This is a genomic window from Crocosphaera sp. UHCC 0190, assembly GCF_034932065.1.
Taxonomy (GTDB): domain Bacteria; phylum Cyanobacteriota; class Cyanobacteriia; order Cyanobacteriales; family Microcystaceae; genus UHCC-0190.
The window spans coordinates 70,440-96,224 of the sequence record NZ_JAYGHP010000010.1 but is presented as its reverse complement, the minus strand read 5'-3'; the positions used below and the strand labels follow the sequence as shown (position 1 = coordinate 96,224).

Below are 25,785 nucleotides of genomic sequence, written 5' to 3'. Positions count from 1 at the left end.
TAAGAGACGGCATCTAGGTTTGATGCGATCAGCGTCCTCTTGAATGATAATAGACAGATGTAAATTCTCGCTAGTTTTTAAGATGGCGATCGCAGTTCAGTAGGGGCGAAGGGCCTTTGATCCCTACCCCCTTACAGATCAATAAATTAATTTACTCAGATAACACCACAATTTCCCCAATCATTCCCGCTTCTTTATGACCAGGAATTGAACAATGAAGTTCATATTTTCCTGGTTTCATAGGAACTAAATTCCATTGTGCTTCTGCTAATGGCTTTAATTCTAATTCATGAATTGCTCCTTTTATTTCCACATTTCCCGCTTTAACATTTTGTGTCCAACTCGCATCAGCAAAGTCTTTTGAAGTAAAATAATGTTTAGTAGGACTGGGATTATCTAACAAAATCCTATACTTTTTACCTGGGGCAAATTCTAAATGATTCGGCACAAAAATCAACTCTCCCGCCGTATTTCCTAAACTGACTTTTACTTCCCTTATATCCGTTGCTGCTAATGTATCAGAAACATTCATGAGACAACACATCAGCAAAATACTAAAGACAAAGCTACAAAATTGTTGAAAGTGTTTCAATATTTTCATGATTTTTTACCTAATTACAAATATTTTTCTAAAATCAGAGCTAATTTTTCTCTGGCTTCCGAAGGTATCTTATCTAAAGGAGTCAGAATGGCATATTTTAAAGCTGAATGAGCCTCGGAAATAGGCGATTTTTCCTTTAAGCGTTTGACTGTTTCTAAGATGACCTTTTGAGCATTAATAGCATTACAATGTAAATTATCAATAATCATTTCTACAGTGACATGATCATGATCCGGATGCCAACAATCATAATCCGTAACTAAGGCTAACGTTGCATAAGCAATTTCTGCTTCTCTGGCTAATTTTGCTTCTGGTAAATTGGTCATCCCAATAATTGAAGCATCCCAACTCCGATACAAATTAGACTCAGCAATAGTCGAAAAAGCTGGCCCTTCCATACAAACATAAGTTCCCCCTTTATGTAAAGCAATCTCTGGTAAATTCAAACTTTCCACTGCCTCAGCTAAAATGGCACTTAATTGGTGACAAACCGGATGACCAAAACTAATATGAGCGACAATTCCCTGCCCAAAAAAAGTCGAAATGCGCTGACGAGTGCGATCAATAAATTGATCAGGAATTACCATATCTAAGGGTTTAACTTCTGCTTTCAGAGAACCCACCGCAGAAGCAGAAATAATGTATTCAACCCCTAATTGTTTCATCCCGTAAATATTAGCCCGATAAGGCAATTCGGAGGGAATTAAATGATGATTACGGCCATGACGGGCCAAAAACGCCACCGGAACCCCGGCTAATTTACCTACAATATAAGCATCGGAAGGCTTACCAAAGGGAGTATCAACCTGAACTTCTTGGACATCTGTGAGAGCATCCATTTGATATAAACCACTGCCCCCAATAATGCCAATTTTTGCCTGAATCATAATTTTTGGAAAGTTTATGGTGTTAGTTACTATTTTGACACTTTTTGTCTAAGGACGTTCCAACGCTTCTGCTAAGGATTTTCCTTTTCTAAATTTTGATAACAAAATAGCAGCTTCTGCCCTAGTAACGGGGCGTTTTGGGCCATAAATTCGGGTACTACCATATACTCGTTCAAAATTTCTGCCCCCTGCGGCATTGCCCAAGTCAAAAGCGATATATTTTAAATACTGTTCACTCATTTGTTCCACATCAGTAAACCCTTTTGTTTTACTGATATATTGAAGCAGTGTATCAGCATCACGACGATCAAACCCTTTAGAATCTAATTGACTTTTGAGGGCAATCATTTGTTCTCTGGTTAATAACTCATTCGGTTTAAAGGTTCTATCGTCAAACCCCACGACAAACCCTGCCTCATAAGCCGATTGAATATAGATAAAATAGCGATTAGAAGGTGCAACATCAAGAAAAGCAGAGGGTGTGCCGCGACTGAGGCGAATGGGCGTTTTATGTAACTGATTATAAGCTTTGACTAGCCAAGCCACAAATTGACCACGAGTAATCGGTTCTAGAGGACGAAATGTGTTGCTATCCGTTTCAATCACGCTTAATTGCGCTAACTGTAGAATTTCTGTAGCCCCTTCAATTTCACCCACATCCGTAAACCCACTAAAAGCTAACCATAAATTAGCCTCATTAGGTTGGGATAAATGGAGTTTGAATGGAGGAGTTTGAGCAAAAATTTCCCTTGGTAAGTTAGGACTGATCACAATAGCCATTAAGCTTAAATAACAACAAGTTTGAGAAAGTTTTAAGGGTTTCATTAATCTAAAATTCAACTGGAACATCTATCGTTATAACTATATATAGCACGATGCTTTAAATGGTGTTTAGGTACTTATGAATACTAAATCTCAACTTAAGAGCGATCATTGTATGATTCCCGTCCTGAAATCCCCTAAAGATTATCAAGTCTTTCGCATTAGTCCCCAGGATACCAATCGTTTAGCCATTGTTTTTGATTCAACCATCGCCGATAATTCGTTAACTGTCTGTGTAGAAATTTTTGATCCAGGGGGAAGAACTCCTACCCATCGTCATCATTTTGCCGTAGAAATGTTTTTTATTCTCAAAGGAGAAGGATTAGCGGTTTGTGATGGTAAAGATATTCCCCTTCAGGCGGGAGATAGTCTTTTAGTGCGTCCCACAGGCATTCATGAAATTAGAAATATAGGAGACAGTCGTTTATATGCCCTTTGTTTTATGGTACCCAATGAAGATTTTTCCGAATTAATTTGCCGTGGACTAGCAGAAAAATTAGATGCTGAGGATTTAAGGGTTTTGCAAGGACTGAAGGAGTAAAGGGGTTAAGGTTTGCTAATATCAATACCAAGTTCCGTTTAAGATAAAAATGACCGGAAACAGGGAAGGTAGAACTTGAATGAGAAGGTAACAGCAATTCAATCCAATTCTCGCAGTGAGTTACGTCAATTGGTGCGTGACCAACTACACCTATTATTAGAACAGGGAAACCTAGAAGGGGCCAAAGCCCTTTTAGTGCCTGTGCAACCCGTAGACATCGCTGATGCCATCGAAAGACTACCCCAGTCCATGCAAGTCATCGCCTTTCGTCTGTTAATCAAAGAAGAAGCGATCGCCGTTTATGAATATTTAGAGTCTACGGTTCAACAAGCATTAATCGAACAGTTTAAACAACAAGAAGTGCGAGAAATCGTTGATCAGATGTCCCCTGATGATCGGGCCCGTCTGTTTGATGAATTACCCGCTAAGGTAGTGCGTCGTTTACTCGAACAACTCAGTCCTGAAGAACGGCAAACAACAGCCTTATTATTAGGCTATGAAGAGGATACGGCGGGGCGCATTATGACCCCAGAGTATATCTCCCTCAAAGAAACCTTTACCGTGGCCCAAACCTTAGAAAGAATTCGCACCTTATCCACCACCTCAGAAGTTATTTATTATCTCTATGTCACCGACAACTCTCGACATCTGAGTGGTATTGTCTCTTTGAAAGATTTGGTCTTATCTTCCCCAGAAACGACTTTAGGAGAGATTATGACCCGCGATCTCGTCTATGTCAATACCGACGACGATCAAGAAGAAGTAGCAAGAATTATTCAACGTTACGATTTATTAGCGGTTCCCGTCGTTGATCGGGAACAACGACTGGTGGGAGTAGTCACAGTGGATGATGTGATTGATATTTTGCAAGAAGAGGCCACTGAAGACATTTATGCCTTGGGAGGGGTACAGTCTGATGGGGATAACTACTTTCAAACCGATTTATTCACCGTAGCCCGTAAACGGGTCATGTGGTTATTAATTTTACTGCTCACCAATACCGTTACGGGAACTATTATTAAATCTCAAGTGGGTTTATTAGAGCAAATGGCCATTTTAACGGCGTTTATCCCTCTTCTAACAGGAACAGGAGGTAATGTGGGGGCCCAGTCTTCCACCGTCGTCATTCGGGGGCTAAATACGGATGATATGCGAGATCTCGGTGCGGGGCAAGTTGTCCTACGAGAACTGGGAGCAGGAGCCATATTAGGCTTAATTCTGGGGTCATTAGCGACAGTTTGGGCCTATGGTTTACAAGGTAATTGGTTAGTCTCCATTTCCGTAGGGATTAGTTTAGTGGCGATCGCTATTTTGGCCTCCGTGGCCGGCTCAGCTTTACCTTTCCTGTTTCGGGCTTTAGGCCTCGATCCGGCCCTGATGTCAGCCCCCTTTATTACCACCGCAGTCGATGTGATCGGTGTGTTAATTTATTTTTCCATCGCCAGATTTATGTTAGGGCTTTGAGATCATGAATGCTAAACAATTTCACTGGTTAGAGATTGCGGAATTTGTCGCCCTCGGTGCGTCAGTGATTAGTCTATTGGTGGCGATCGCTGTTGATAATTTCCTCTTTCCCCTAATCTTTGTCACCTTAGCCGTAATTTTGAACAGTTTCAACCGACTGCGATCGCAATATCTCAACCGCAAAGGACTGTCCTCCACTAAAAAACAACTACAACATCTATTTCAACAAATTCAAGAATTAATAACGGCCATTCCTCAACCTACTCCCCCCCCTCCACCAACCCCCACGAAAGATACGGATAGTCGAGCGATCGCCCGACTGAAAGATAACTTAATTAGTGTGGAACAATCTCTCAATGGTGTGGTTCAATATCTCAACAGCCAAGGACTACCAGAACGTATAGAACAACTGGAAAAATCCTACAATAAGTTAGCCCAAGAAATGCGGGATCTGCTCAATCAATTAGAAATTTCTCCCCAGGAAACCCCCATCATCCCTCCTGATGAGCCACCTCCACCCCCCCAAGAATCGGCTGCTAGTCTGGATTTTCTGCAACCTTCCACCAAATTACCCATTGTTGCCTCTACCCGCGAAGTTTCCCCCTCTCCAGTTATTCCAGAGTGGCACTGTCTTTACACCTTAACGGAGCATAGGGATGCTGTAGCCTCCCTTTCTATGAGTTCTGATGGGAAATGGTTGGCCAGTGGTAGCTGGGATCAAACCCTCCGCCTCTGGGATCTCAGTAAGGGAACTCTCAAAACTGAGGTTACAGCCCATTCTCAGGGATTACTCGCTGTCGTATTTATCGGCGATGAAGGGAACGGATATCATATTGCGACAGGAAGCTTTGATCAAACCATCAAATTCTGGTTATTCGATCAAGATGCTTTGACGCTGAACTTAGGGACGACCTTAACCCAGCATACGGGGTCAGTTCACTCTCTCGCTCTTTCTGATCAACCTTTGTTGTTAGTCAGTGGCAGTTATGACCAAACCGTTAAACAGTGGGAACTGCCTGGGGGCCAAATGCACTGTAGTTCCTATGATCCTTTGGGGGCCATTTATGCTTTGGCGGTTTATGGCCCCCAAAGCTTAATTGCTAGTGCGGGAGGAGATGGCCGAGTGACTCTCTGGCAATTAGAGAATGGGGAACAAATTGGCTTTTTGGCAGGAAATGTCTCTTCTGTGGAATCTTTGGCTATTAGTAAGGATGGCCAAACCTTAGCGGCCGGTTGTGTAGATGGCAGTATTAAAATTTGGCAACTTGACCCCTCCCGTTTTGGTGCGGGTCGTCCTTTGCAACCTGTACGGGTTCTCCATGGTCATAGTGGCCAAGTGAAGGCTTTATTGTTTAGTGAACAAGAACAGATTTTGTTTAGTGGTGGGGCCGATGGTTATTTAAAAATTTGGCATCCCTCCCGTCGAGAGGCGATCGCTTCTTTGACCATGGGTGATCCGTCCCAACCCCGTCACACAGCAATTCTTTCTTTGGCCTTTGACGAAGAACGTCAATTATTGGTGGCAGGCAGTGCTGATGGCATGATGAAATTTTGGCAGCAAGTTTCTGATTAATAAAAATCGATTTCTCAATTTTTTTGGGAACATAACCCTAAACCTTAACGACTAGGTGAGAAAGTTATCTAAAAACCGATACACTCCCTTTAACTTTCTGCTGAAAGTAATACAGTTCGAGTGTACCAAAAAAAACAGGGAAGAAAAAACAGCGAATCTCTGAGATATTTTTTCCCCTCAACCCCTTAAAATAAGAAGATAAAAATAGCCACAAGGCCTTTAACTTCTTTAATCAAAGAAAACGCTTTGCAAACCAGTGAGATTGTCAAGATGATTTTGAAAAAGCTGAGAGATTGGGTCGGTAGTGAAGACTTATTAGAAACAGAAGATGATTCTGACTATGATTCTCGCTATGAGGAGATTTATAGTAACTTAGAGTCCGACACAGAAGGACAAACCCCGATGCCAATGCCTGAAGAAGCTGAACAGCGTCCTTGGCGTAAACCAATGGGATCAAATTTCGGTACAGAACCAACGATGGGAACTAATAAAAATAATGTGATTAGTATGCACGGCATCGCCAATAGTATTGCAGAAGTCGTCGTGGTGGAACCCCACTCCTTTGACGAAATGCCTCAAGTTATTCAAACTCTACGGGAACGCAAATCAGTGGTTCTCAACCTCAATGTGATGGAACCTGATGAAGCACAACGAGCCGTCGATTTCGTCGCCGGTGGAACCTACGCCATCGATGGTCATCAAGAACGCATTGGAGAAAGCATCTTCCTCTTTACTCCCAACTGTGTCAAGGTGAGTACCCTTTCCGGTATTGTTCATGATGTTCCTGATGTTTCTCCTACTCATTCCCGTTCCTCAACTCCTACTCCTAGCTGGGGTGCGGATGTTAACCGTCTCGTTCAATAGTATTTACATTTGAAATGTAAACAGTAACATTCATTGGAAAGTTTGTGTCTATTCGACTAGGTATCATTGGAGGCGGGGTGATGGCAGAAGCAATCATCACCCGCCTTTTGGCCGCTAATATTTATCCTGCTAATACGGTACTGGTGAGCGAACCTCAACCACAGCGACGAGGGTTTTTGAGCCAAACTTATGCTGTCCAAGTTACGACGAATAATCAAGAAACTTTAGAAGCTTCAGAGGCTTTATTATTAGCCATTAAGCCCCAAGTATTAGATAAGGTAACAGCCCCATTAAAGTTAGAAAATAAGCCAGATTCTCCCCTAATTCTCTCAATTTTAGCAGGGGTAACGTTGGCGCGTCTAGAAGCGGCTTTTCCTGGCTTTCCTGTCCTTCGTGTCATGCCTAATACTCCCGCAACCGTAGGGGCCGGAATGACGGCGATCGCACCAGGGAAAAATATTGATCCCTCTCACCTGAGTTTAGCAACTGCCATCTTCAGCGCGGTGGGGGAAGTGGTGGAAGTGCCAGAGTCCATGATGGATGGAGTGACAGGGTTATCGGGGTCAGGGCCGGCTTTTGTGGCCTTAATGATCGAAGCTTTGGCTGATGGAGGTGTAGCCGCGGGTTTACCAAGGGCGATCGCGGCTAAATTAGCCTTACAAACGGTGTTAGGAACGGCTAAATTAATCCATGAGACGGGGTTACATCCGGCCCAACTGAAGGATAATGTTACCAGTCCAGGGGGAACTACCATTGCGGGTGTCGGCAAGTTAGAAGAAAAGGGGTTTCGTTCGGCATTAATAGAAGCAGTAAAAGCGGCTTATCTGCGATCGCAAGAATTGGGAAAATAAGTATAGTATCTTTTTTATCCTTTGAGCAGAAGCGGTGCAGAGGTACAAGGGAAGGGTGACTACTCTCACCAATAGATCTCATCTCAACTTTTGAGATAAAACAAGTTAAAATGAAAACGGTTAAATCTCTTGAGGTTTCACTCTGGCCAAAGTCTTGTGATTCTTCTTGATATTATGATCCTGTGGTGGCGAAAACACAGTAAAAACAGCTATGGCATAGTACGCTTAATATAGGCCAACCCTGACTCCCCAAATCAGATATCTTAATCTTGAGGGATCAGACACCATCAAATCATCCATCCGTTCATTCGATAGCGAATTATAGCTTCAATGTTCACTAAACAAGTCACAGATTCCAAAGTCTATCAGTGGTTTAATGATCGTCTTGAAATCCAAGCGATTTCCGACGACATTGCCAGTAAATACGTTCCTCCCCATGTCAACATCTTCTACTGTCTGGGTGGCATTACTCTAGTTTGTTTTGTCATTCAGTTTGCGACTGGATTTGCCATGACATTCTACTATAAACCAACGGTAGCAGAAGCCTTTACCTCTGTTCAATACATCATGAATGAGGTTAACTTCGGTTGGTTGATTCGTTCTATTCATCGCTGGTCTGCCAGTATGATGGTATTAATGATGATTCTCCACGTTTTCCGTGTGTACTTGACGGGTGGCTTCAAAAAGCCCCGTGAGTTAACTTGGATGACTGGGGTTATCTTAGCCGTGATCACTGTTTCTTTCGGTGTAACTGGATACTCCTTACCTTGGGATCAAGTAGGTTATTGGGCTGTTAAAATCGTCTCTGGTGTCCCAGCTGCCATTCCCGTTGTTGGTGATCAAATGGTAGAACTGCTTAGAGGGGGTCAAAGTGTAGGACAAGCCACCCTGACTCGTTTCTACAGTTTACATACCTTTGTTTTCCCCTGGCTGATTGCCGTGTTTATGTTGGCCCACTTTTTAATGATTCGCAAACAAGGGATTTCTGGACCCTTGTAAAGTTTGTTAAGGGTGATTAGTGAACAGTTAATTATCGCTAAACTTTAGATAATTGAACACTAATCACCCATATTCAGATAAAAATCCTGCTGATCCATTTTTTCGATAAGGAGAAATCTATCCTATGGCAACTGAGAAAAAGCCAGATCTAAGTGATCCTAAACTGCGTGCCAAGTTGGCCCAGGGAATGGGTCATAATTATTATGGGGAACCTGCTTGGCCCAATGACCTGCTCTATGTTTTCCCCATTGTTATTTTAGGTACCATTGGGTTAGTAACAGGTTTAGCGGTTCTTGACCCTGCCTTAATTGGTGAACCCGCTGATCCCTTTGCCACTCCCTTAGAGATTTTACCTGAGTGGTATTTATATCCCGTTTTCCAAATTTTACGGATTCTTCCCAACAAACTTTTAGGAATTGCTTGTCAAGCGGCAGTTCCCCTCGGTTTAATGTTGATTCCTTTCATTGAAAGTGTCAACAAGTTTCAAAACCCTTTCCGTCGTCCCATTGCAACTGCTGTTTTCCTCTTGGGAACGGTTGTTACCTTATGGTTGGGTGCGGGTGCGACTTTCCCTATTGACAAGTCTTTGACTTTGGGACTGTTCTAAACAAAACTGAGCTTGAGCTTTTATTTGATGCCTGTGGTTGTTTCTCATCCTGTTGTTTAGGGAAAGAGCGATCGCTGGCACTTATGAACTACCCCGACTTTTTTTGAGAAGTCGGGGTTTCTAAATTCCCCAAACTCCCATGATTTTGTCGAGACTTTTGTCGCTTCATTTCCCCTTAAAATATAACCAATAGACTTGTTTTTTAGAATTATTAATCCAGAAAAACCAAGGTTTAGAAGAATCAACAAAATGCACAATATTTGCATTTTTCAAGAAATTTGTATCATTTTTATTACTCAATAGGACAAATGGCCCTTTATAGGTTAAAGTCAGAGAGGAACATTTTACTTATGATTTAGGACTAACCCTGAAAAGGAGAACCAAAATAAGATGCTAACACTGAAAATTGTCGTTTATATCGTTGTCGCTTTCTTCATCTCCCTGTTTGTCTTTGGCTTTCTTTCGAGCGACCCCACCCGTAACCCCGGCCGGAAGGACTTCGAGTAAGCCCGAATTAAGGTTGTGTTAACTTAGGTGAGTAAGACGATAGGGGCGAGATATGGCTCGTCCCGATCCTTCATCTGCTAAGTCACGCTGCAGGTAGCCACTAAACCTTTGAGCTTGATGTTTATCTAAAAGATGCCCCCATTCGTTCCACCACCTAATCCACCGGCTCAGATTCAACCCGTCGTTGCAAACCCCCAAGGGCAACCCCTAGAAGCCCTGATTCAAAGGCATTCACCCATTGTGTCCCCGATAAAATCAGGGACAAGTGGCTCCTTGTTGGCCAACCAAGTCCCTGATCTCCTCAGCCCTACCCCGCCACAGGTAGTTGAGTTTTATTTATCCGATCCCCAAGACATTCCCACTCCGTCTCTCTCTCCAACACTTCCCCCCACAGAGGGAGCAGCGAATGTATTAGGCAATCCGATTTCAGTGGGGGAGTCCGCCTCAGCACCAAGTTCTAAGCCTAGCCCCATCTTAATTCCCTGGACACAGGAATCTTCACAACCAATCCCCCAAATCAGTGAAACCCAGTCTGCTCAACAGTCTTACGCTCGTCGTTTGGTAATTCAACAACGGGGAGAATCCCCCAAAGAATTTCGGTTACCAACGCCGTCCTCACGAGAGAACAAAACACCCAATTCCCTGAGTCAGCGGCAATTTGAGATATTTCCAGAATTGACCCCAAAAACTAATCCAGGAGCCGCCTCAGAGACTACAGTTGGGGTCGTAGAATTGATTAGCGATCGCCAAGAATATGACTCAGAAAGGGAAGTCGTCTATGCAGAAGGCAACGTGGTGATGCGCTTTGCCAATGGGGTGTTATTGGCTGATCGGCTTTGGATAAATCTTCCCGATCAATTTGCCGTGGCCGAGGGCAATGTGGTTTTAGATCGGGGGGATCAAACCTTACGGGGAGAAAGGTTTGAATATTATTTTGTGCAAGATAGCGGCGTAATTTTTAATGCCAATGGAGAAATTTATCAACCGACCACCGGACGAGACTTTGCCCCCACTTTACCCAGCGCAGCTGACAACGCCTTAATTCCCAATCAAACTTTAAACGAGCGACTGGCTGTCAATCAACCACTACAACGCATTACGACTGCGGAAGGGATTAAATATTCCTTTGGCTTGGCCTTTGGGGCAGAAAATGCTCAAGGCATTAGCGGCAATACAGGGCAAGGTAGTGGGGGACAAATTAACCGTATTCGCTTTGAAGCAGAAAGGATGGAATTTGATGCCGATGGTTGGCGTGCCACTAATGCCCGTTTAAGTAATGATCCCTTTTCGCCTCCAGAAGTGGAAATCAGGGCCGAAACCGCCACTTATCGTAATATTGCTCCCTTGGTTGATGAGGTAAAACTCACGAACTCACGAGTTGTTCTCGATCAAAAGACCTCTTTTCCCACTCAAGATCGACTAATTATTGATCAACGCGATCGCCAACCGGGTGTCATTGGTTTTGGTTACGATGATTTTGATCGAGGGGGATTTTTTGTCGAACGGGGCTTTAATGTGATTGACACCGATTTCGTCCGGTGGCAAGTTACCCCTCAATATTATCTGCAAAAAGGGGTATTCCCTGACAGTTTAACCACTGATGACCCCAATAGCGACTTATATCTTGAAAATGAAGATGATATTGATGCGATTAGTCCGCCTACCTTTGGGTTTACCACTGAGTTTAACGCCAACTTTGATGCGCGAACCAGTTTATTTGCTCGCACTTCTTTAACCAGTCTGGAATTCAGCGATATTGAAGATCGCCTGCGAACGAAAACCTTTGTGCAGCATCGTATTGGGGACTTGGCTAGACCCCATGATCTACGATTTGAGTACAATTATCGTGAGCGTTTGTTTAATGGTTCGCTGGGCTTCCAAACAGTTCGCAGTAGTGCGGGTTTAATTGTGGTTTCTCCCCAAATACTCTTGGATACATCAGGACTACAATTAAGTTATCAAGGCTCGATTCAGAGCGTCAATGCAGATACTGATCGCGCGAGTTTATTGGGAAGCTATTCAGAAGATAATCGTGTCACCTTAATGCGTTTTCAAGGGGCAGCATCCCTCAATCGCCCGTTTTTGCTCTGGTATGGAGAAGCTCTCCCCCCAACGCCTGAAGAGGGATTAAAATACAGCCCAACCCCTGTTCTTCCCTTTTTGGTACTCTCTACCGGGGTGACAGGAGTCACCAGTCTCTATGGCAATGGGGACTCTCAACCTTCCCTATCGGGAACGATTGGACTATCAGGACAGATTGGCCATTTTTCCCGTCCTTTCCTCGATTACACTGGGTTTAATCTCAGTTTTAGCCAGGCCTTGCGTGGCGATCCTTCCCCGTTTTTGTTTGATCGTTATGCCGATCTAAAAACCTTAACTTGGGGATTAACACAACAGTTATATGGGCCAGTGCGCTTTGGGGTACAAAGTGCCTATAATATTGATACTGATGAAGAAATCAACACTGATTTATTTTTGGAATACAGTCGCCGCACCTATAGCATTCTCCTCCGCTATAACACGGTTTTAAAAGTCGGTTCCCTTAGTCTACGGATTAGTGACTTTAACTGGGGTGGTAATCCTGGGCCATTTGATGGTACGGGGATTCGTCCTGTTATTCAAGGGGTTCCTCGGTAAAACTGTTAATTTTCCACTAAACTATGAATATCTAATAAAACCTCCCCAGCCATTAATCGTTTAGCCGCATCGAGTAATACTTCTTCAATATAGGGCTTAACAAAATAACCTTTTGCCCCACGCTCTGCGGCGATACGTTGCATTTTCTGGGCCCCACGGGAAGTAATCATAGCGATGGGAATGGCCGAAAGTTTAGAATCTTCCTTGAGACGAGATAACAACTCTAAACCAGTCATCCTAGGCATTTCAATATCACAGAGAATCAACTGACAAAACAAACCACCGCGCAGTTTTTCCCAAGCTTCTTGACCATCCCGCGCCTGTTCTATTTGATACCCCGCTTTTGTAAAGCTCATCGAGAGCATTTCCCGCACCATTACCGAATCATCGATGATTAACACCACATTATGATTAACATCTGATGGAGTTGAGGATTGGGGACTGGATGACTTAGATTGTTGTTTAACCACAGGTAAGGATTTCACTTTGGTTTTTTTGCTGCTGCCAGTTAGCAAAATTTCGCCGTTTAACATCCGTTGGGCGGCATCTAAGAGGGTTTGGTCGGGACAAGGTTTGGTAAAGTAAGCCGTTGCCCCAAGTTTGGCCGCGACTTTGCGGTGACGATCTGCCCCACGGGATGTTAACAGTGCTACGGGTAAGGCTGAGAGGGTTGGGTCTTTTTGCATCTGGGACAAGAGTTCTAAACCATTCATTCTCGGCATTTCAATATCACAGAACACAAGTTCACAGGGCAGCCCAGAGCGCAGTTTTTCCCAAGCTTCCTGACCATCTCTGGCCTGTTCCACCCGATAACCTGATTTACTAAAGCTCAAAGACAGCAGTTCACGAACTGTAATTGAGTCATCCACAATCAGCACCGTCGGTTCACTGCGATCGCCAGTAAAGGTATCAAAAGCACTAGAATTTTTCTTCCACAAACTACTATTGCCGTCGGTGCGGAGCCGTCCTTGAGCAATTTCAATCAATTCTAAAACATCCCCAATCGGCATAATGGTTCCATCCCCTAAAACCGTTGCTCCCGCAATGCCAGAAGGTTTAGGAATGGGGCCTTCAATTTGTTTGATCACAATTTCTTGCTCCCCAATCACCTGATCCACTTGAATCGCCAATAAATTACCAGCCCCCCGTAAAATAACTAAGGAAATCGTATCATCCTCATTCTTACCCGCGTAAACATTACCACGACTGAGTTGACGATTATAGGAAAGAAGATCCCCTAGGGAATAGACAGGCAGTTGTTGATTGTTCCAATAAACGGATTTTTGCCCAGTTTCATCGGTGATTAAATCATGGGGTAAATAATCTTTCATATCTTCAACCCCGTCCATGGGAAACGCCATCCGAGCGCGGTTGCTGACACAACAGAGAGCTTTACAAATACTCAAGGTCAGAGGTAAACGAATGATGAAGGTGGTTCCTTTGCCTCGAACCGAATCAATGGTAACAGAACCGCGAATATCGCTTAAACTGGTTCGCACCACATCTAACCCGACTCCACGACCCGCAAAATCATCGGCTTGATCACGGGTGCTAAAACCAGGATGAAATAGAAAGTCATAAATTTCCGTTTCTGTCAGGATAGTCGCTTCTTCTGGGGTGATAAGATCCTTTTCAATGGCCTTCATTTTCACCCGTTCTGCATCGATACCCCCCCCATCATCAGCCACAGTAATCACGGTTTGGTTCCCTTGGAGAAAAGCCCGCAAATGAATCTTGCCTTCGGGGGATTTCCCTTGTTTTTGTCGCTCGGCGGGGTCTTCAATACCGTGGGTAATGGCATTATTGACCAAATGAGTCATGGGGTCATAAAGCTGTTCGAGAATCATTTTATCAATGAGAACATCTCGGCCTTCTACTTGCAATTTCGCCTTTTTATGTAACTTCATAGAGATTTCTCGGATCGCACGGGGCAAGCGATCGGCGGTTTGGGCAAAGGGAACCATCCGAGATTTGGTCATCCCTTCTTGTAACTGGGTGGTAACTTGCCGTAAACTGCGGGCCACCTGTTCTGTCTCATCGACGAGAAATTGAATATCTGAGGAAGATTCTCGCACTCGGACGATCAATTCAATCATTTCTTGAGAGAGTAAATGGAAACCCGTAAAGCGGTCCATTTCCAACGCATCTAAATCCTGATCTTCTCCCTTTTCTGCCCCAGAGGTGTTGTAGTCTCTACTATTGTTCCCTGGACTATAACCCCCCATTCCCCCACGATTTTGATTGCGACTAGCTAATAATGCGCCTTCGAGAAGGGTGCGTTCGTATAAATCTTGCATCCGCCCACCGACATCACTAAGGTTCTGTACCTGGTTGAGTAGATTATCTAAAAATTGTCGTAACCTTTCTTGATCCTGTTCTAAACGATTCCGTTTGACCACCAATTCCCCGATCAAATTACTCAGGTTATCCAGTTGTTTGACGGGAACCCGCATATTTTGTTCAAAGACTTTGGTTTTGGTGCTGCGTGGTCGCGTTGAGGGCCGTTGTCCTTTGGTGGGAGAGAGGGTGGGGGAGCCGCCCATGGTTCGATCAGCTTCTTTCAGCAGGGCCTCTAAGTCTTTAAACTCATCATCTCCCTCTAGATCATCATCGACATCCACCAGAGTTATTGCTGGGGGCGTGACGGTTGGGGCGACGGGGTGAGCTTCGGCGATCATTGGGGGGGCTTCAATGAGGGCAACTAATTCAGCGGCACTGGCTTCGTCGAGGCAGTCTTGACTCGGATCAATAGGGGGTTGGTCTAATAGAAATTCTAGGGTTTCTAGGGCGGGGTAAAAGTCGGAAATCGCCCTCAATGATACGGTTACAGAGGAAGTAACTTTTGCTTCTTCGTGATCTTGTCCCCCTAATAAGTCTTTAAGTTCTCCTAAGCCGCTATCTTCTCCTAAATCTTCAAAAGCAGAAGTTAAATCCTCAAATAATGAACTATCAGCTTCTTCGACTTCCTGACGATCTTCCTCCCATTGACGGGAAGCTTTTTCTAGGAGACTAGAAATTTCGTCTTCTTCTGGTTTTGAGGCTTGATCCCAAGTTTGAGACTCTCCTTCCCAAGTAAAATCATGGCTGAACAGGTTATTAATTTCATCCTCTGATGGCAGGGATGACAAGGTAACTCGACTTGGGGTTTCGTCTTCTAATGGTTCTGATTCTTCCTGATCAAACAAACTCGCCAATTCGTCGAGATCCCCATTGGACTCGAATGGACTTAATTCTTGGCCTAAGTCATCTAAGAGTTGGGAAATGTCGCTATCAAAGGAGTGATCGGCGAATGTGTCTGGGTTTGAATAACGGCTGGTCATGTCTTCGTCCTATCAGGTTGGGGATCTAGCCTCTTACAGTCAGAGTACCCAGTTTCCTCTCAAAAACTATAAGATGACCCGAAGATTTTTTTGAGTGGTTTAATTTTCCACACGATAACCAAATTCAGCTAAGCGCAGGTTTGACTGTCGCCATTTGGGTTCTACTTTGACAAACAGTTTTAAATAGACTTCCCCGGCAATTAATTTTTGAATTTGTTCTCTGGCTGCTGTGCCGATCGCTTTCAGCATACTGCCTTGTTGGCCAATGATGATGCCTTTTTGGGAACTTCTTTCTACGTTAATGGCCGCAAATACTCTGGTAATACTGGGGGTTTCTTCCACTTGTTCAATAACGACGGCAACGGAATGGGGAACTTCTTGTCGCGTTAGCTGCAAGATTTGCTCTCTGATTAGTTCTCCCATAATAAATCGTTCGGGTTGGTCAGTAACGAGGTCTGGGGGATAATAATAAGGGCCGGGATCTAATTTTTCAATTAGGGTATTTTGTAAGCTTTCTAAGCCCTCTCCTGTTAAGGCTGAAAATTTGATAATCGGCCAATTATATTTTCCAATTAGATTGCCATAACTTTCGTCTAAGGATTGATATTCTGAGGGTTGTTGATCGCTTTTATTGAGTCCTAAAATAACCGGATTTTTACTGTTTTCTAAGAGTTCTATGATATAGCGATCGCCACCACCTGAAGGGACAGAACTATCTACGACTAAGAGAATGACATCGACGGAATTAATCGCAGCTTGAGCATTTTTGACAATAATTTTCCCTAGGGTATGGTGGGGTTTATGAATACCTGGGGTATCCACAAAAATGATCTGGGCTTCTTCGGTGGTTAAAATGCCTCGCAAACGGTTACGAGTGGTTTGTGCAACGGGGGAGGTAATGGCAATTTTTTGCCCTACCAAGTGATTCATCAGGGTTGATTTTCCTACGTTGGGACGACCGATAATTCCTACAAACCCTGATTTAAACCCATCGGGTGCTATGGGAATAATAGGCAATACAAGTTGATTAATGTCATCGGTCATTGTTAAATAAGGTTAAAGGTGTATAATCAACAGTTTACCAAATTTTTTGATTACTGATTTTTTGGGTTGTTAAATCTTTATGTTTTTGAGGGTTCACGGTCAATTATTTATTGTTCTTCTCCAAAGTCTATATAAGTATAGCCCGTTTGTCGATCTGTTAAATAGTTTTTATATTTAAGATATAAGTCTAAGCCTGGTATTTCCTGGTTAAAATCTTTCGGTTGTCTATAATTTTCTGGAGGATATTCTTCTCTAATTTTGCTAACTGCTTGATAAAATGGATGCCATTGACGCAAGACTTCAATTAATTTTTCAAATTGAATGTAAGCCTGTTGATGTCTATTTTCTAAAGCGAGATATTGAATGATTCTTGCATAGGTATCTGGGCTGCTTTTTTTGCCAGTAATGTTGATCATTTTTCCTGATTCTTCAAACATATCATAGTGAACCATTACTAAACAAGTTAATACTTTTAAATTCATCAGATCTTGTTCTTTTAGGTTACTAATAATTTCTGATGTGGATTGTAAAATCGAGAATTCTTTTAATTGTTTTTGAGTAAATAAAGAAAAGAGTCGTAAACTAAAATCATTCTTACATAGACTGTCTAACTCTTGAGCATAAACTTGTAAATTATGTTTACCTTCATCTGTCTTTATCTGGGGAATAATCGCTGTTAATTTTTGCTTTATGTTACTTTGAAAAACTTCTGGATCTTCATATTTTTTGAGTTCTTGGTAAACATGATCATAAAACTCTTTTTGTTTTATTCCTTGACACATTAATTCAATTTGATCCATAATAACGTAGCTTTTTTGGGCTTTTAATGCCGATTTTAGACACTCAATACTCTGGTTTAATCCTTCGTATTCTTGTCGATTATATTGAACACAAAATTTGATTTTGGCAAACAACAAAAATTCTTGTTTACTAAATTTATCTTGTTCAATAGCTTTGAGAGATTTTGCTAATATTTTTGCATCTACTAAGGCGCGGTTATGGAGAAAAATTGCTGTTTGTGAAACTTTTAGTTTGGCTAATCCTAAGAATTCCATTATCTGCTCTGATAAACCATTTTCTCCTAACAATAATTGATGAATTATATCTTTTTTTTGAATTAAAATAATGCCAGAAACTAAGGTTAAAATACCAATAGAAATAGGGGAAAATATCAAAGTACCGATAGATGATGATTCATGATTAAAATTCAAATTTGAAGAGGGAAATAGTCCCAATATTTTCTGGGTTGAATCAGGAATACTAACCCTTGTTTTATCAAGGGTTAATTCTGATCTTTCAGCATCTATTTTTTTGATAATATCATTAGATTCCCAAAGATTTAAAGTGTCTGATTCTTCTTCTTCAATCAATCCTTGATAACGATCTTTCAGATTTTTATTGATGGGTTCAGCTATCTCCTTGGGTGATAAATTAATCTCTTTTTTGTCTATGGTTTGTTCCGATTTTTTCACCATAACTAAATAATTTTGTGTTTGAGGACTTTTTTGATTACTATTAATTATGTGTGAATATTCATTAAGTTTCTGTGATAAGGATCACAACCCATTTTGATCATCAACACATAAGAAAATAGTCAGATGATCAATTACCATGTTTGATAAGGATTTTTGGCTAGATTAACATTATAGTATCTTAAATCATGGGTCACTTCTTCCCCAACCCAACTGGGTAAAAAGATGTCTTGATTTTCATTATTTAATTCAACTTCTGCTAAGATTAATCCTTCATTTTCTCCTTTAAATTCATCTATTTCCCAGACTAAATTATCAAGAGATATTTTATATCTTATCTTTTCAATTAAGGGACGGTTACACAAAGTATCTAACATGATTTTAGCATCGTCTAAAGGAATCGGATATTCAAATTCATTTCTGCTAATTCCTTCAGTTTTACTTTTAATGGTAAGATAAGCATCTTCTCCAATAACTCTGATGCGAACAGTTGTTATTTTATCTAGGGTTAAAATATAACCCTGCCGATAAACTTTTCCTGGTGCTAAAGAACGCCAATTATCATTTTTAACCAGGAATTTTCTTTCAATTTCAATCGCCATAAGGATTAAGTATAATTAATAAGTTATTGACTTTTTGTAAGACTTAAGATATACCAAATTAAGAGCAATTATAGTCCTTCATTGAGATCATAAGTAGCTGTTCAAAAATCAACGAATGTTTACACCGAGAATAATTAAGGACTTAAGCCCTCACTACAAACTTTTTTATTGTAGCTTATAATTATGACCACTGACTTAACAATGTTTGCGAATTTTAAAAATTTAGTGATCAAGACTTCGGACATTAATATTAATCTAATTAAGGGGGGAAAAGGCTACCCAATTTTATTATTACATGGTTATCCTCAAACTCATGCAATGTGGCATAAAATAGCCCCAAAATTAGCTGATAATTTTACAGTTATTGCTCCTGACTTACGAGGATATGGCGATAGTGATAAACCCCAAGGAACAGTTAATCACGATAATTATTCTAAAAGAATTATGGCAAAAGACCAAGTAGAAGTAATGACTCAGTTAGGGTATCATAAATTTTATTTAGTGGGTCATGATCGGGGTGCTAGAGTTGCTCATCGTTTAACCCTAGATTATCCTGATAAAGTCAAGAAATTAGTCTTATTAGATATTGCTCCCACTTATGAAATGTACACCCAAACTGATCAAGAATTTGCGACAGCTTATTATCATTGGTTTTTCTTGATCCAACCTTTTCCTTTTCCCGAAACCTTAATCAATCAAAATTCCGACTATTTTTTAACCCATTGTTTACACAGTTGGGGGAAAAATAAATCTGCTTTTACTGAAGAAGTCATGGAGGAATATTTAAGATGTTTTCGCGATCCTCAAACTATTCATGGGACTTGTGAAGATTATCGCGCAGCAGCAACCATTGATTTAGAACATGATCAATCAGATATTAATAAAAAAATTGAATGTCCTGTCTTAGTATTATGGGGAAAAAAAGGAGTAATTGAAAAAAAATATGATGTCAGAGAAAGTTGGCAAAAAAGAGGGATTAATGTACAAGGAAAAGCCATTAATTGTGGGCATTTTTTACCAGAAGAAGCTCCCGAAGAAACTTGTCAAGGGATCAAAGAGTTTTTATTGTCGTAGGGGCGAACATCTGTTCGCTCCTACTAGGGTTATTCAGTGAGATCTATCACATCAAAAGGGTGACTCCTATTATTGCGTAATCGCGTTTAATCAAGAAAAATATAGTATGAACAAACGCAAAGGCACATTTCCCCCTGTTTCCACTTAAACCTGATTACAAGAAATCACCTAAAGCGAAGACTCTGCCGACAAATTCAATTATCTTTAAGGTCAGACTAATGTTAAAAAAAGTCAAAGCTATTTATTGCGATGGTACATTTATTCCTCAAGATCCTTGTTATTTACCCGAAAATGCAGAAGTAGAATTGACCATACAAGTTGCTTCTGGTTATGCTCATACAGTAGTAGATCGAGAAACCCGCAAAGAAATTCTCGAAGCACTTTTGCATCGGATGCGTCAAACCTCAATGATGGCCAATGCTCACCGTGTCACCATTTCAGAATAACTGAATATTAGTTTAAGGATACAGTGCGCCACAGAAAGGAACAAAAGGTTCCCTGTGTCCCATCTAACTAAATACGACTGTCATTATAAATTTTTCCGTCTCTAATTATCTGCTCTTGATCTCAAATTTGATCATCGAGCAGCTTTTCATTTGGGGAATTGCCCCGATAATTCGTTAAAATCAAAGGCAGAGCAATTATTGTTCATCACTCATTTACCATAAACAACCGGCCAATGGAGATTAAAGCTGTTCAATCTGGTTATTACGGAGACGCTAACTATCGCACTCCCCCCCCAGATCTAGAGTCTTTACTACTGAAAGAGCGTATCATTTATCTAGGCTTGCCATTATTTTCCTCTGACGAAATCAAGCAGCAAGTGGGTATTGATGTGACTCAACTGATTATCGCTCAATTGCTGTATTTGCAATTTGATGACCCCGATAAACCCATTTTCTTCTATATCAACTCAACAGGGACATCTTGGCATACTGGAGATGCGATCGGCTTTGAAACGGAAGCCTTTGCCATCTGTGATACCATGAATTATGTTAAACCGCCGATCCATACGATCTGTATTGGTCAGGCCATGGGAACAGCCGCAATGATTCTTTCTGCGGGGACAAAAGGTTGTCGGGCCAGTCTTCCCCATGCTAACATTGTCCTCAATCAAAACCGTTCAGGAGCGCGAGGCCAAGCGACGGATATTCAAATTCGGGCCAAAGAGGTATTGAAAAATAAGCATACCATGTTGGAAATTTTGTCAAGAAATACGGGACAACCCGTGGAAAAAATTGCCAAAGATACTGATCGCACCTTCTATTTAACCCCTCAACAAGCAAAAGAATATGGGTTAATTGATCGCATCTTAGAAAGTACCAAAGAACTGCCTAAACCCCTAACTGCTGTTAGTTAATTGCTGTTTACCCCTATATTGAATTAAACTCATGCCTATTGGTGTTCCTAGTGTTCCTTATCGTCTTCCTGGTAGTCAATACGAACGATGGATTGATATCTATACTCGTTTAGGCCAGGAACGGATTATTTTTCTTGGTCAAGAAGTCACCGATGGTATTGCCAATCGGATTGTCGCTCTTTTGTTATACCTTGATTCTGAAGATCCTGGTAAACCGATTTATTTATATATAAACTCCCCTGGGGGTTCAGTAACGGCTGGTATGGCGATTTATGATACCATGCAATATATTAAGTCGGATGTGATCACCATTTGTGTTGGTTTGGCTGCTTCTATGGGGTCATTTTTATTGGCCGCAGGAACTCCAGGAAAACGCTTGGCCCTTCCTCATGCGCGGATCATGATTCACCAACCGATGGGGGGAACGGGAAGACGACAAGCGACAGACATTGAAATTGAAGCTAATGAAATTCTGCGTATTCGTAGTGAACTCAACCAGATTTTAGCAGATAAGTGCGGACAATCTGTAGAAAAGATTGACAAAGATACGGATCGGGATTACTTTATGTCTGCGGAAGAAGCACAAGAATATGGTCTTATTGATAAGGTAATTGAAGACCGCACTCTTTCTTTATCTTAACAAATTGGTCACGGTTGTATTGATTAAATCCCCCGCGATATTATGAATTGTGGGGGTACTTTTTGAGCATAATTACCAATTTTTAAAAGTAATAAACTCCCCTTTTTTCAACTCAAAAAAAGAATTTTTCCAACTCAAGAAAAGTATCTGAAAAATGAGGTATGCTAATTATATCATTAGGAAGATAAATTTGTTGAGAGCGATAGTTATATTTTTCATTTGCTGCTTGATAGGGTTGATTGTAGGTTTCTAACTGATTATCTATCAGATTAAATAGCCAAAAATCATTAATTCCTGCTTCAGCATAAAGAGATAACTTAACTTCTCGATCAAATCTTAAGGTAGAGTCAGCAATTTCAATAATGAGTAAAATATCTTCTACTTGAGGATGGGATGATAAATAATTATCCTCTTTTTTCCGGGCAATTACAACATCGGGTTCCGGTTGACTATTAGGGGGAATAATAATCGGTTCTTGTCCTCTTATATTAGCCTTTCCTCGCAATAAAATATATAATTCTTCTAACAATAAAGCATTACAGACTGAATGAAAAGTTCTTTTCGCTGCCATTGTAATGATGTCTCCCCGAATTAATTCTACCCGTTCCTCTGATTCAAAAAATCCTAATTCAGTAAGACGGTTATATTCTTCGAGGGTAAATTGTTTGCGAGTAACTGTAAGCATTACAAACTAAGTTTTTAGCCAGATAAACCTACTGAAATCATAACATTTCTCACGGTATAGAAAGATTTTTTGCTTAAGATGCTATTGAATCATATTAAAAAACGTATCATCGATATCATAGCCAAATAATTGAGCCATAGATTTTAAACGAAATTGAGCCGGAATTTCTTGTTGTTTTAGCCAGTCAGCAAGAATAAATAATTTGTGCATAACAAAGATTTCTAAGGCTTCAGGGTTGTATTGAATACCTTCAACACGGCTAAATTGATGAGGGACTAACATTGCTGTATATCGGGCTAATTCTCCCCCTTTCCAGTCTAAAAGAAAAGGCAGCCAAGGATAAACACTATCGAGACGTACAAACCAGAGACGAATTTCAGGAATTTCTGAGAGTTCCCTGGGATCGCTAGGATCACGAGGATAATGAATTTCAAAGCTTAGGGTTTGTTCCTGAGTAGCGATCGCCCCTTCCCTTAACAATGTTTCCACGATAGAAGTGACAGGGGTAACATCTAAACGAGTCAGATGATCTAGTTGAATGGCGATCGTTTGAGTCATGGAATCTTTAACCTAACAGCATTTATCCTATTGTCTCAGAAATCAGGGATTTAAGTAAACCTACTCATTATTCATTCCTGGAGTTATCCCTCACTATTTTCTTTTATTAAAATCTTAGTTTTTGAAGCCCAAAAATGTTATAATTGTCCTGCTTTTCTTATTAAATTTTAGTTTTTAATCAAAAGAATTACGTCTATTTATCATAGTTAAACGGTGATATAATCGATAATTAAGCTGATCCCCATTGCTCAGCAAATATTAAACAAATAATAAGCAGGGGTTAGCAAGTGACTAAAAAATAGCTTAAAATAAAAGAAGAGACAAGACAGCAATCTCTAATCTGTTAGTAGATTGTGATCAGATAGGTAAGAACTAGAATTTCTCCTACAACCGGATTCTAGTTTGAAATTGCTTGTAAGACTTATTAAGGGATTTGGTCGAGTAACATGACCAAAATTAACTGAAGTGATTTCTCTATAATTTGTTTAATAATTACCCGCTAAAAAAGGAATGAAAATATCATGGATGGACTATTAGCTGATGCCAGTACCCGACTAGAACAAGCCTTAAAATATGTTTCAATTTCTGAAGATGCTAGTGAAAGATTAAAACACCCTAAAACCAGCTTAAGCGTTTCTATTCCCGTGCGAATGGATGACGGCTCTTTACGCATTTTTCAAGGGTATCGAGTGCGCTATGATGATACCAGAGGGCCAGGCAAAGGTGGGGTACGTTATCATCCTAATGTCACCATGGATGAAGTACAATCTTTAGCATTTTGGATGACCTTTAAATGTGCCTTATTAAATTTACCCTTTGGTGGAGCAAAAGGCGGTATTACTCTGAATCCCAAGGAATTATCTAAACAAGAATTAGAACGATTAAGTCGGGGTTATATTGAAGCGATCGCCGACTTTATTGGCCCTGATATTGATATCCTTGCCCCTGATGTTTATACCAATGCGATGATCATGGGTTGGATGATGGATCAATATAGTATTATCCAACGCAAAATTAGTCCTGGGGTAGTAACAGGAAAACCCGAAACAATGGGCGGTAGTCAAGGACGAGATACCGCCACAGGAACGGGAGCTTTTTGTGTACTTCAGTCCATTCTTCCCAAGTTTGACCTGATTCCTGAAAAGACCACAGTAGCAGTTCAAGGATTTGGTAAAGCGGGGGCTGTCATTGCAGAATTGTTGGCAAAAGTTGGCTATAAAATTGTGGCTGTCAGTGATTCTAAAGGAGGAATTTATGCGGAAAAAGGACTCGATATTTTGAGTATTCGTCAGTATAAAAAAGAACATCGGGGTATTGCGGCCATTTATTGTGAAGATACGGTGTGTAATATTGGTGAACATCAAAGCATTACCAATGAGGAATTATTAACCCTAGATGTGGATGTTTTAATTCCCGCAGCTTTAGAAAACCAAATTACCGACCAAAATGCCAATGATGTCAAGGCAAAATACATTTTTGAAGTGGCAAATGGCCCTATTACATCAGCAGCAGACGACATTTTAAATAAAAAAGGAATTTATGTATTTCCTGATATTTTAGTCAATGCTGGAGGGGTAACAGTTAGTTATTTTGAATGGGTACAAAACCGCAGTGGTTTGTATTGGACAAAGACGGAAGTTCATGAAAGAATGAAAGAGAAAATGGTGACGGAAGCAGAAAAAGTTTGGTCAATTTCCCAAGAATTTGATGTTTCTATGCGGACAGCGGCCTATATTCATGCGTTAAACCGTTTAGGAGAAGCTTTAGATGCGAAAGGAACCAGGGATTATTATGTTAATGGGTTAGGACATTAAGGTTCTTTTGACATACTCCACTCGTCTTTAGCAAGTGGAGTATGTCAAACCTAATCTATCCCACGATAGAGATCGGCGATCGCCAACTCAAGATTGATACTTTGCAGGATGACGAGATCATCGCCGTCATAAATGGTTGTTTCCCAAACCCCCATGGAAGTAAGACGACGGCATTCTACACGCTGACTTTCTTGGGTAATTAACACATATTCTTCTAAAGTTTCAAGCTGTTGATAATCCTTAAATTTTTCCCCTTGGTCAAAAGCTGCTGTACTGGGGGAAAGGACTTCGGCGATCAGTTTCGGGTAGCGTTTAAGATAACGATCAGTGCGATCGCGGGGGTCACAGGTCACAAAAGCATCGGGATAGTAATAAAATTCATCCTTATAGTTAACTTTCACATTGCCAGAGTGAAACCGACAGTCTGTAGAGTCGCCGAAATGATCATCAATGACTTTGAGAAAGTTAAAGGCAATGCGATCATGGTTATCCGTACCGCCAGCCATTGCATAGACTAAACCCCGTCGATATTCATGACGAATCTGACTCTGGCGTTCGATATCGAGATAGTCTTGGGGGCTGATGTCGTGTGGAACAGCGATCATGATATCTAGGGGAAAACTTGCTTTTATTGTAACTTAAACACTTGCTCCCGTATCAAGCATTGCAACAACTTCGACTTCTTTTCCTCGATACTTCAAGGACAAAGGAAGTTGAGGAAGCGCATCAGGTACACCAAAGCGATCAACTTTTTCTGAACCCTTAAGGTCTGAGATTATTCTATCCTTAATAAGATTTCCTAATCTGTATCATCGCTATACAATAAAAAAACTAAACTTACATTAAGCATTCTAAAACCTAGA

The 25,785-nt window shown here is 41.1% G+C and carries 24 protein-coding genes; 14 read left to right on the top strand and 10 right to left on the bottom strand.

Going from position 1 to position 25,785, the window contains the following annotated elements; translation table 11 throughout:
* Positions 1-151: 151 nt before the first annotated feature.
* The 3 genes from VB715_RS14910 to VB715_RS14900 are packed head-to-tail and all read right to left on the bottom strand — an operon-like array spanning position 152 to position 2,313.
* Positions 152-601: a plastocyanin/azurin family copper-binding protein gene (locus tag VB715_RS14910; RefSeq protein WP_323302007.1), complete on the bottom strand. Its 450-nt coding sequence runs from the start codon at positions 599-601 to the stop codon at positions 152-154.
* 14 nt (positions 602-615) lie between these two features.
* Entirely contained in the window at positions 616-1,488 is an 873-nt protein-coding gene (locus VB715_RS14905; protein ID WP_323302006.1) for an S-methyl-5'-thioadenosine phosphorylase, read from the bottom strand.
* Positions 1,489-1,536: 48 nt separating this feature from the next.
* On the bottom strand, positions 1,537-2,313 hold the full coding sequence (locus VB715_RS14900) for an S-layer homology domain-containing protein (protein WP_323302005.1): 777 nt from the start codon (positions 2,311-2,313) through the stop codon (positions 1,537-1,539).
* A 76-nt stretch (positions 2,314-2,389) separates the two neighbouring features.
* Between VB715_RS14900 and VB715_RS14895 the strand changes: the two genes are divergently transcribed.
* From VB715_RS14895 to VB715_RS14855, 9 genes are all read left to right on the top strand, one after another.
* Positions 2,390-2,851: a cupin domain-containing protein gene (locus VB715_RS14895; RefSeq protein WP_323302004.1), complete on the top strand. Its 462-nt coding sequence runs from the start codon at positions 2,390-2,392 to the stop codon at positions 2,849-2,851.
* A 75-nt stretch (positions 2,852-2,926) separates the two neighbouring features.
* Positions 2,927-4,315, top strand: coding sequence for a magnesium transporter (gene mgtE, locus VB715_RS14890; RefSeq protein ID WP_323302003.1), 1,389 nt, complete (start codon positions 2,927-2,929; stop codon positions 4,313-4,315).
* Between the two features lie 4 nt (positions 4,316-4,319).
* Complete coding sequence (locus tag VB715_RS14885; protein WP_323302002.1) at positions 4,320-5,888, top strand: WD40 repeat domain-containing protein; 1,569 nt, start codon at positions 4,320-4,322, stop codon at positions 5,886-5,888.
* A gap of 270 nt (positions 5,889-6,158) precedes the next feature.
* Positions 6,159-6,752, top strand: a complete 594-nt coding sequence (locus VB715_RS14880; RefSeq protein ID WP_323302001.1) for a cell division protein SepF — start codon at positions 6,159-6,161, stop codon at positions 6,750-6,752.
* A 44-nt stretch (positions 6,753-6,796) separates the two neighbouring features.
* Positions 6,797-7,603: a pyrroline-5-carboxylate reductase gene (gene proC, locus VB715_RS14875; protein WP_323302000.1), complete on the top strand. Its 807-nt coding sequence runs from the start codon at positions 6,797-6,799 to the stop codon at positions 7,601-7,603.
* A gap of 330 nt (positions 7,604-7,933) precedes the next feature.
* Positions 7,934-8,602 (top strand): cytochrome b6, encoded by a 669-nt coding sequence (gene petB / locus VB715_RS14870; protein ID WP_323301999.1) that lies wholly within the window; start codon positions 7,934-7,936, stop codon positions 8,600-8,602.
* 124 nt (positions 8,603-8,726) lie between these two features.
* Entirely contained in the window at positions 8,727-9,209 is a 483-nt protein-coding gene (petD, locus tag VB715_RS14865) for a cytochrome b6-f complex subunit IV (RefSeq protein ID WP_323301998.1), read from the top strand.
* 390 nt (positions 9,210-9,599) lie between these two features.
* Entirely contained in the window at positions 9,600-9,716 is a 117-nt protein-coding gene (locus VB715_RS14860; RefSeq protein WP_323292610.1) for a photosystem II reaction center protein I, read from the top strand.
* A gap of 132 nt (positions 9,717-9,848) precedes the next feature.
* Complete coding sequence (locus VB715_RS14855) at positions 9,849-12,353, top strand: DUF3769 domain-containing protein (RefSeq protein WP_323301997.1); 2,505 nt, start codon at positions 9,849-9,851, stop codon at positions 12,351-12,353.
* A 5-nt stretch (positions 12,354-12,358) separates the two neighbouring features.
* Here VB715_RS14855 and VB715_RS14850 read toward each other — a convergent pair whose 3' ends face one another.
* From VB715_RS14850 to VB715_RS14835, 4 genes are all read right to left on the bottom strand, one after another.
* Complete coding sequence (locus tag VB715_RS14850; RefSeq protein WP_323301996.1) at positions 12,359-15,673, bottom strand: hybrid sensor histidine kinase/response regulator; 3,315 nt, start codon at positions 15,671-15,673, stop codon at positions 12,359-12,361.
* Between the two features lie 99 nt (positions 15,674-15,772).
* Positions 15,773-16,717 (bottom strand): GTPase Era, encoded by a 945-nt coding sequence (era, locus tag VB715_RS14845; RefSeq protein WP_323301995.1) that lies wholly within the window; start codon positions 16,715-16,717, stop codon positions 15,773-15,775.
* 107 nt (positions 16,718-16,824) lie between these two features.
* A complete protein-coding gene (locus VB715_RS14840; protein ID WP_323301994.1) occupies positions 16,825-18,192 on the bottom strand; it encodes a hypothetical protein in 1,368 nt (455 codons plus the stop codon).
* Between the two features lie 131 nt (positions 18,193-18,323).
* On the bottom strand, positions 18,324-18,791 hold the full coding sequence (locus VB715_RS14835) for a CYTH domain-containing protein (protein WP_323301993.1): 468 nt from the start codon (positions 18,789-18,791) through the stop codon (positions 18,324-18,326).
* Between the two features lie 201 nt (positions 18,792-18,992).
* Here VB715_RS14835 and VB715_RS14830 point away from each other — a divergent pair, with 201 nt between their 5' ends.
* The 4 genes from VB715_RS14830 to VB715_RS14815 all read left to right on the top strand — a co-directional run bounded on the left by VB715_RS14830 (position 18,993) and on the right by VB715_RS14815 (position 21,865).
* Positions 18,993-19,865, top strand: a complete 873-nt coding sequence (locus VB715_RS14830) for an alpha/beta hydrolase (RefSeq protein ID WP_323302087.1) — start codon at positions 18,993-18,995, stop codon at positions 19,863-19,865.
* 218 nt (positions 19,866-20,083) lie between these two features.
* Positions 20,084-20,311, top strand: coding sequence for an antitoxin family protein (locus VB715_RS14825; protein ID WP_323301992.1), 228 nt, complete (start codon positions 20,084-20,086; stop codon positions 20,309-20,311).
* 233 nt (positions 20,312-20,544) lie between these two features.
* A complete protein-coding gene (locus VB715_RS14820) occupies positions 20,545-21,225 on the top strand; it encodes an ATP-dependent Clp protease proteolytic subunit (RefSeq protein ID WP_323301991.1) in 681 nt (226 codons plus the stop codon).
* Between the two features lie 31 nt (positions 21,226-21,256).
* Positions 21,257-21,865, top strand: coding sequence for an ATP-dependent Clp protease proteolytic subunit (locus VB715_RS14815; protein WP_323301990.1), 609 nt, complete (start codon positions 21,257-21,259; stop codon positions 21,863-21,865).
* Between the two features lie 112 nt (positions 21,866-21,977).
* Here the strand turns inward: VB715_RS14815 and VB715_RS14810 are convergent, their stop codons facing one another.
* Positions 21,978-22,550: a Uma2 family endonuclease gene (locus tag VB715_RS14810; protein ID WP_323301989.1), complete on the bottom strand. Its 573-nt coding sequence runs from the start codon at positions 22,548-22,550 to the stop codon at positions 21,978-21,980.
* Between the two features lie 81 nt (positions 22,551-22,631).
* Positions 22,632-23,108 (bottom strand): CRR6 family NdhI maturation factor, encoded by a 477-nt coding sequence (locus VB715_RS14805; protein ID WP_323301988.1) that lies wholly within the window; start codon positions 23,106-23,108, stop codon positions 22,632-22,634.
* Between the two features lie 521 nt (positions 23,109-23,629).
* Here VB715_RS14805 and VB715_RS14800 point away from each other — a divergent pair.
* Entirely contained in the window at positions 23,630-24,922 is a 1,293-nt protein-coding gene (locus VB715_RS14800; protein ID WP_323301987.1) for a Glu/Leu/Phe/Val dehydrogenase, read from the top strand.
* Positions 24,923-24,972: 50 nt separating this feature from the next.
* On the opposite strand, the gene VB715_RS14795 is transcribed toward VB715_RS14800, so the two are convergent.
* A complete protein-coding gene (locus tag VB715_RS14795; RefSeq protein ID WP_323301986.1) occupies positions 24,973-25,527 on the bottom strand; it encodes a Uma2 family endonuclease in 555 nt (184 codons plus the stop codon).
* Between the last annotated feature and the right edge of the window lie 258 nt (positions 25,528-25,785).

Coding starts and splice junctions, on each gene's coding strand:
- VB715_RS14810 (WP_323301989.1), bottom strand. CDS start 22,550: ATGCTTACAGTTACTCGCAAACAATTTACCCTCGAAGAATATAACCGT.
- VB715_RS14805 (WP_323301988.1), bottom strand. CDS start 23,108: ATGACTCAAACGATCGCCATTCAACTAGATCATCTGACTCGTTTAGAT.
- VB715_RS14840 (WP_323301994.1), bottom strand. CDS start 18,192: ATGGTGAAAAAATCGGAACAAACCATAGACAAAAAAGAGATTAATTTA.
- era (WP_323301995.1), bottom strand. CDS start 16,717: ATGACCGATGACATTAATCAACTTGTATTGCCTATTATTCCCATAGCA.
- VB715_RS14880 (WP_323302001.1), top strand. CDS start 6,159: ATGATTTTGAAAAAGCTGAGAGATTGGGTCGGTAGTGAAGACTTATTA.
- VB715_RS14835 (WP_323301993.1), bottom strand. CDS start 18,791: ATGGCGATTGAAATTGAAAGAAAATTCCTGGTTAAAAATGATAATTGG.
- VB715_RS14885 (WP_323302002.1), top strand. CDS start 4,320: ATGAATGCTAAACAATTTCACTGGTTAGAGATTGCGGAATTTGTCGCC.
- VB715_RS14795 (WP_323301986.1), bottom strand. CDS start 25,527: ATGATCGCTGTTCCACACGACATCAGCCCCCAAGACTATCTCGATATC.
- VB715_RS14800 (WP_323301987.1), top strand. CDS start 23,630: ATGGATGGACTATTAGCTGATGCCAGTACCCGACTAGAACAAGCCTTA.
- petD (WP_323301998.1), top strand. CDS start 8,727: ATGGCAACTGAGAAAAAGCCAGATCTAAGTGATCCTAAACTGCGTGCC.
- VB715_RS14900 (WP_323302005.1), bottom strand. CDS start 2,313: ATGAAACCCTTAAAACTTTCTCAAACTTGTTGTTATTTAAGCTTAATG.
- VB715_RS14815 (WP_323301990.1), top strand. CDS start 21,257: ATGCCTATTGGTGTTCCTAGTGTTCCTTATCGTCTTCCTGGTAGTCAA.
- VB715_RS14820 (WP_323301991.1), top strand. CDS start 20,545: ATGGAGATTAAAGCTGTTCAATCTGGTTATTACGGAGACGCTAACTAT.
- VB715_RS14825 (WP_323301992.1), top strand. CDS start 20,084: ATGTTAAAAAAAGTCAAAGCTATTTATTGCGATGGTACATTTATTCCT.
- VB715_RS14895 (WP_323302004.1), top strand. CDS start 2,390: ATGAATACTAAATCTCAACTTAAGAGCGATCATTGTATGATTCCCGTC.
- VB715_RS14860 (WP_323292610.1), top strand. CDS start 9,600: ATGCTAACACTGAAAATTGTCGTTTATATCGTTGTCGCTTTCTTCATC.
- VB715_RS14910 (WP_323302007.1), bottom strand. CDS start 601: ATGAAAATATTGAAACACTTTCAACAATTTTGTAGCTTTGTCTTTAGT.
- VB715_RS14850 (WP_323301996.1), bottom strand. CDS start 15,673: ATGACCAGCCGTTATTCAAACCCAGACACATTCGCCGATCACTCCTTT.
- VB715_RS14855 (WP_323301997.1), top strand. CDS start 9,849: ATGCCCCCATTCGTTCCACCACCTAATCCACCGGCTCAGATTCAACCC.
- VB715_RS14905 (WP_323302006.1), bottom strand. CDS start 1,488: ATGATTCAGGCAAAAATTGGCATTATTGGGGGCAGTGGTTTATATCAA.
- VB715_RS14830 (WP_323302087.1), top strand. CDS start 18,993: ATGTTTGCGAATTTTAAAAATTTAGTGATCAAGACTTCGGACATTAAT.
- petB (WP_323301999.1), top strand. CDS start 7,934: ATGTTCACTAAACAAGTCACAGATTCCAAAGTCTATCAGTGGTTTAAT.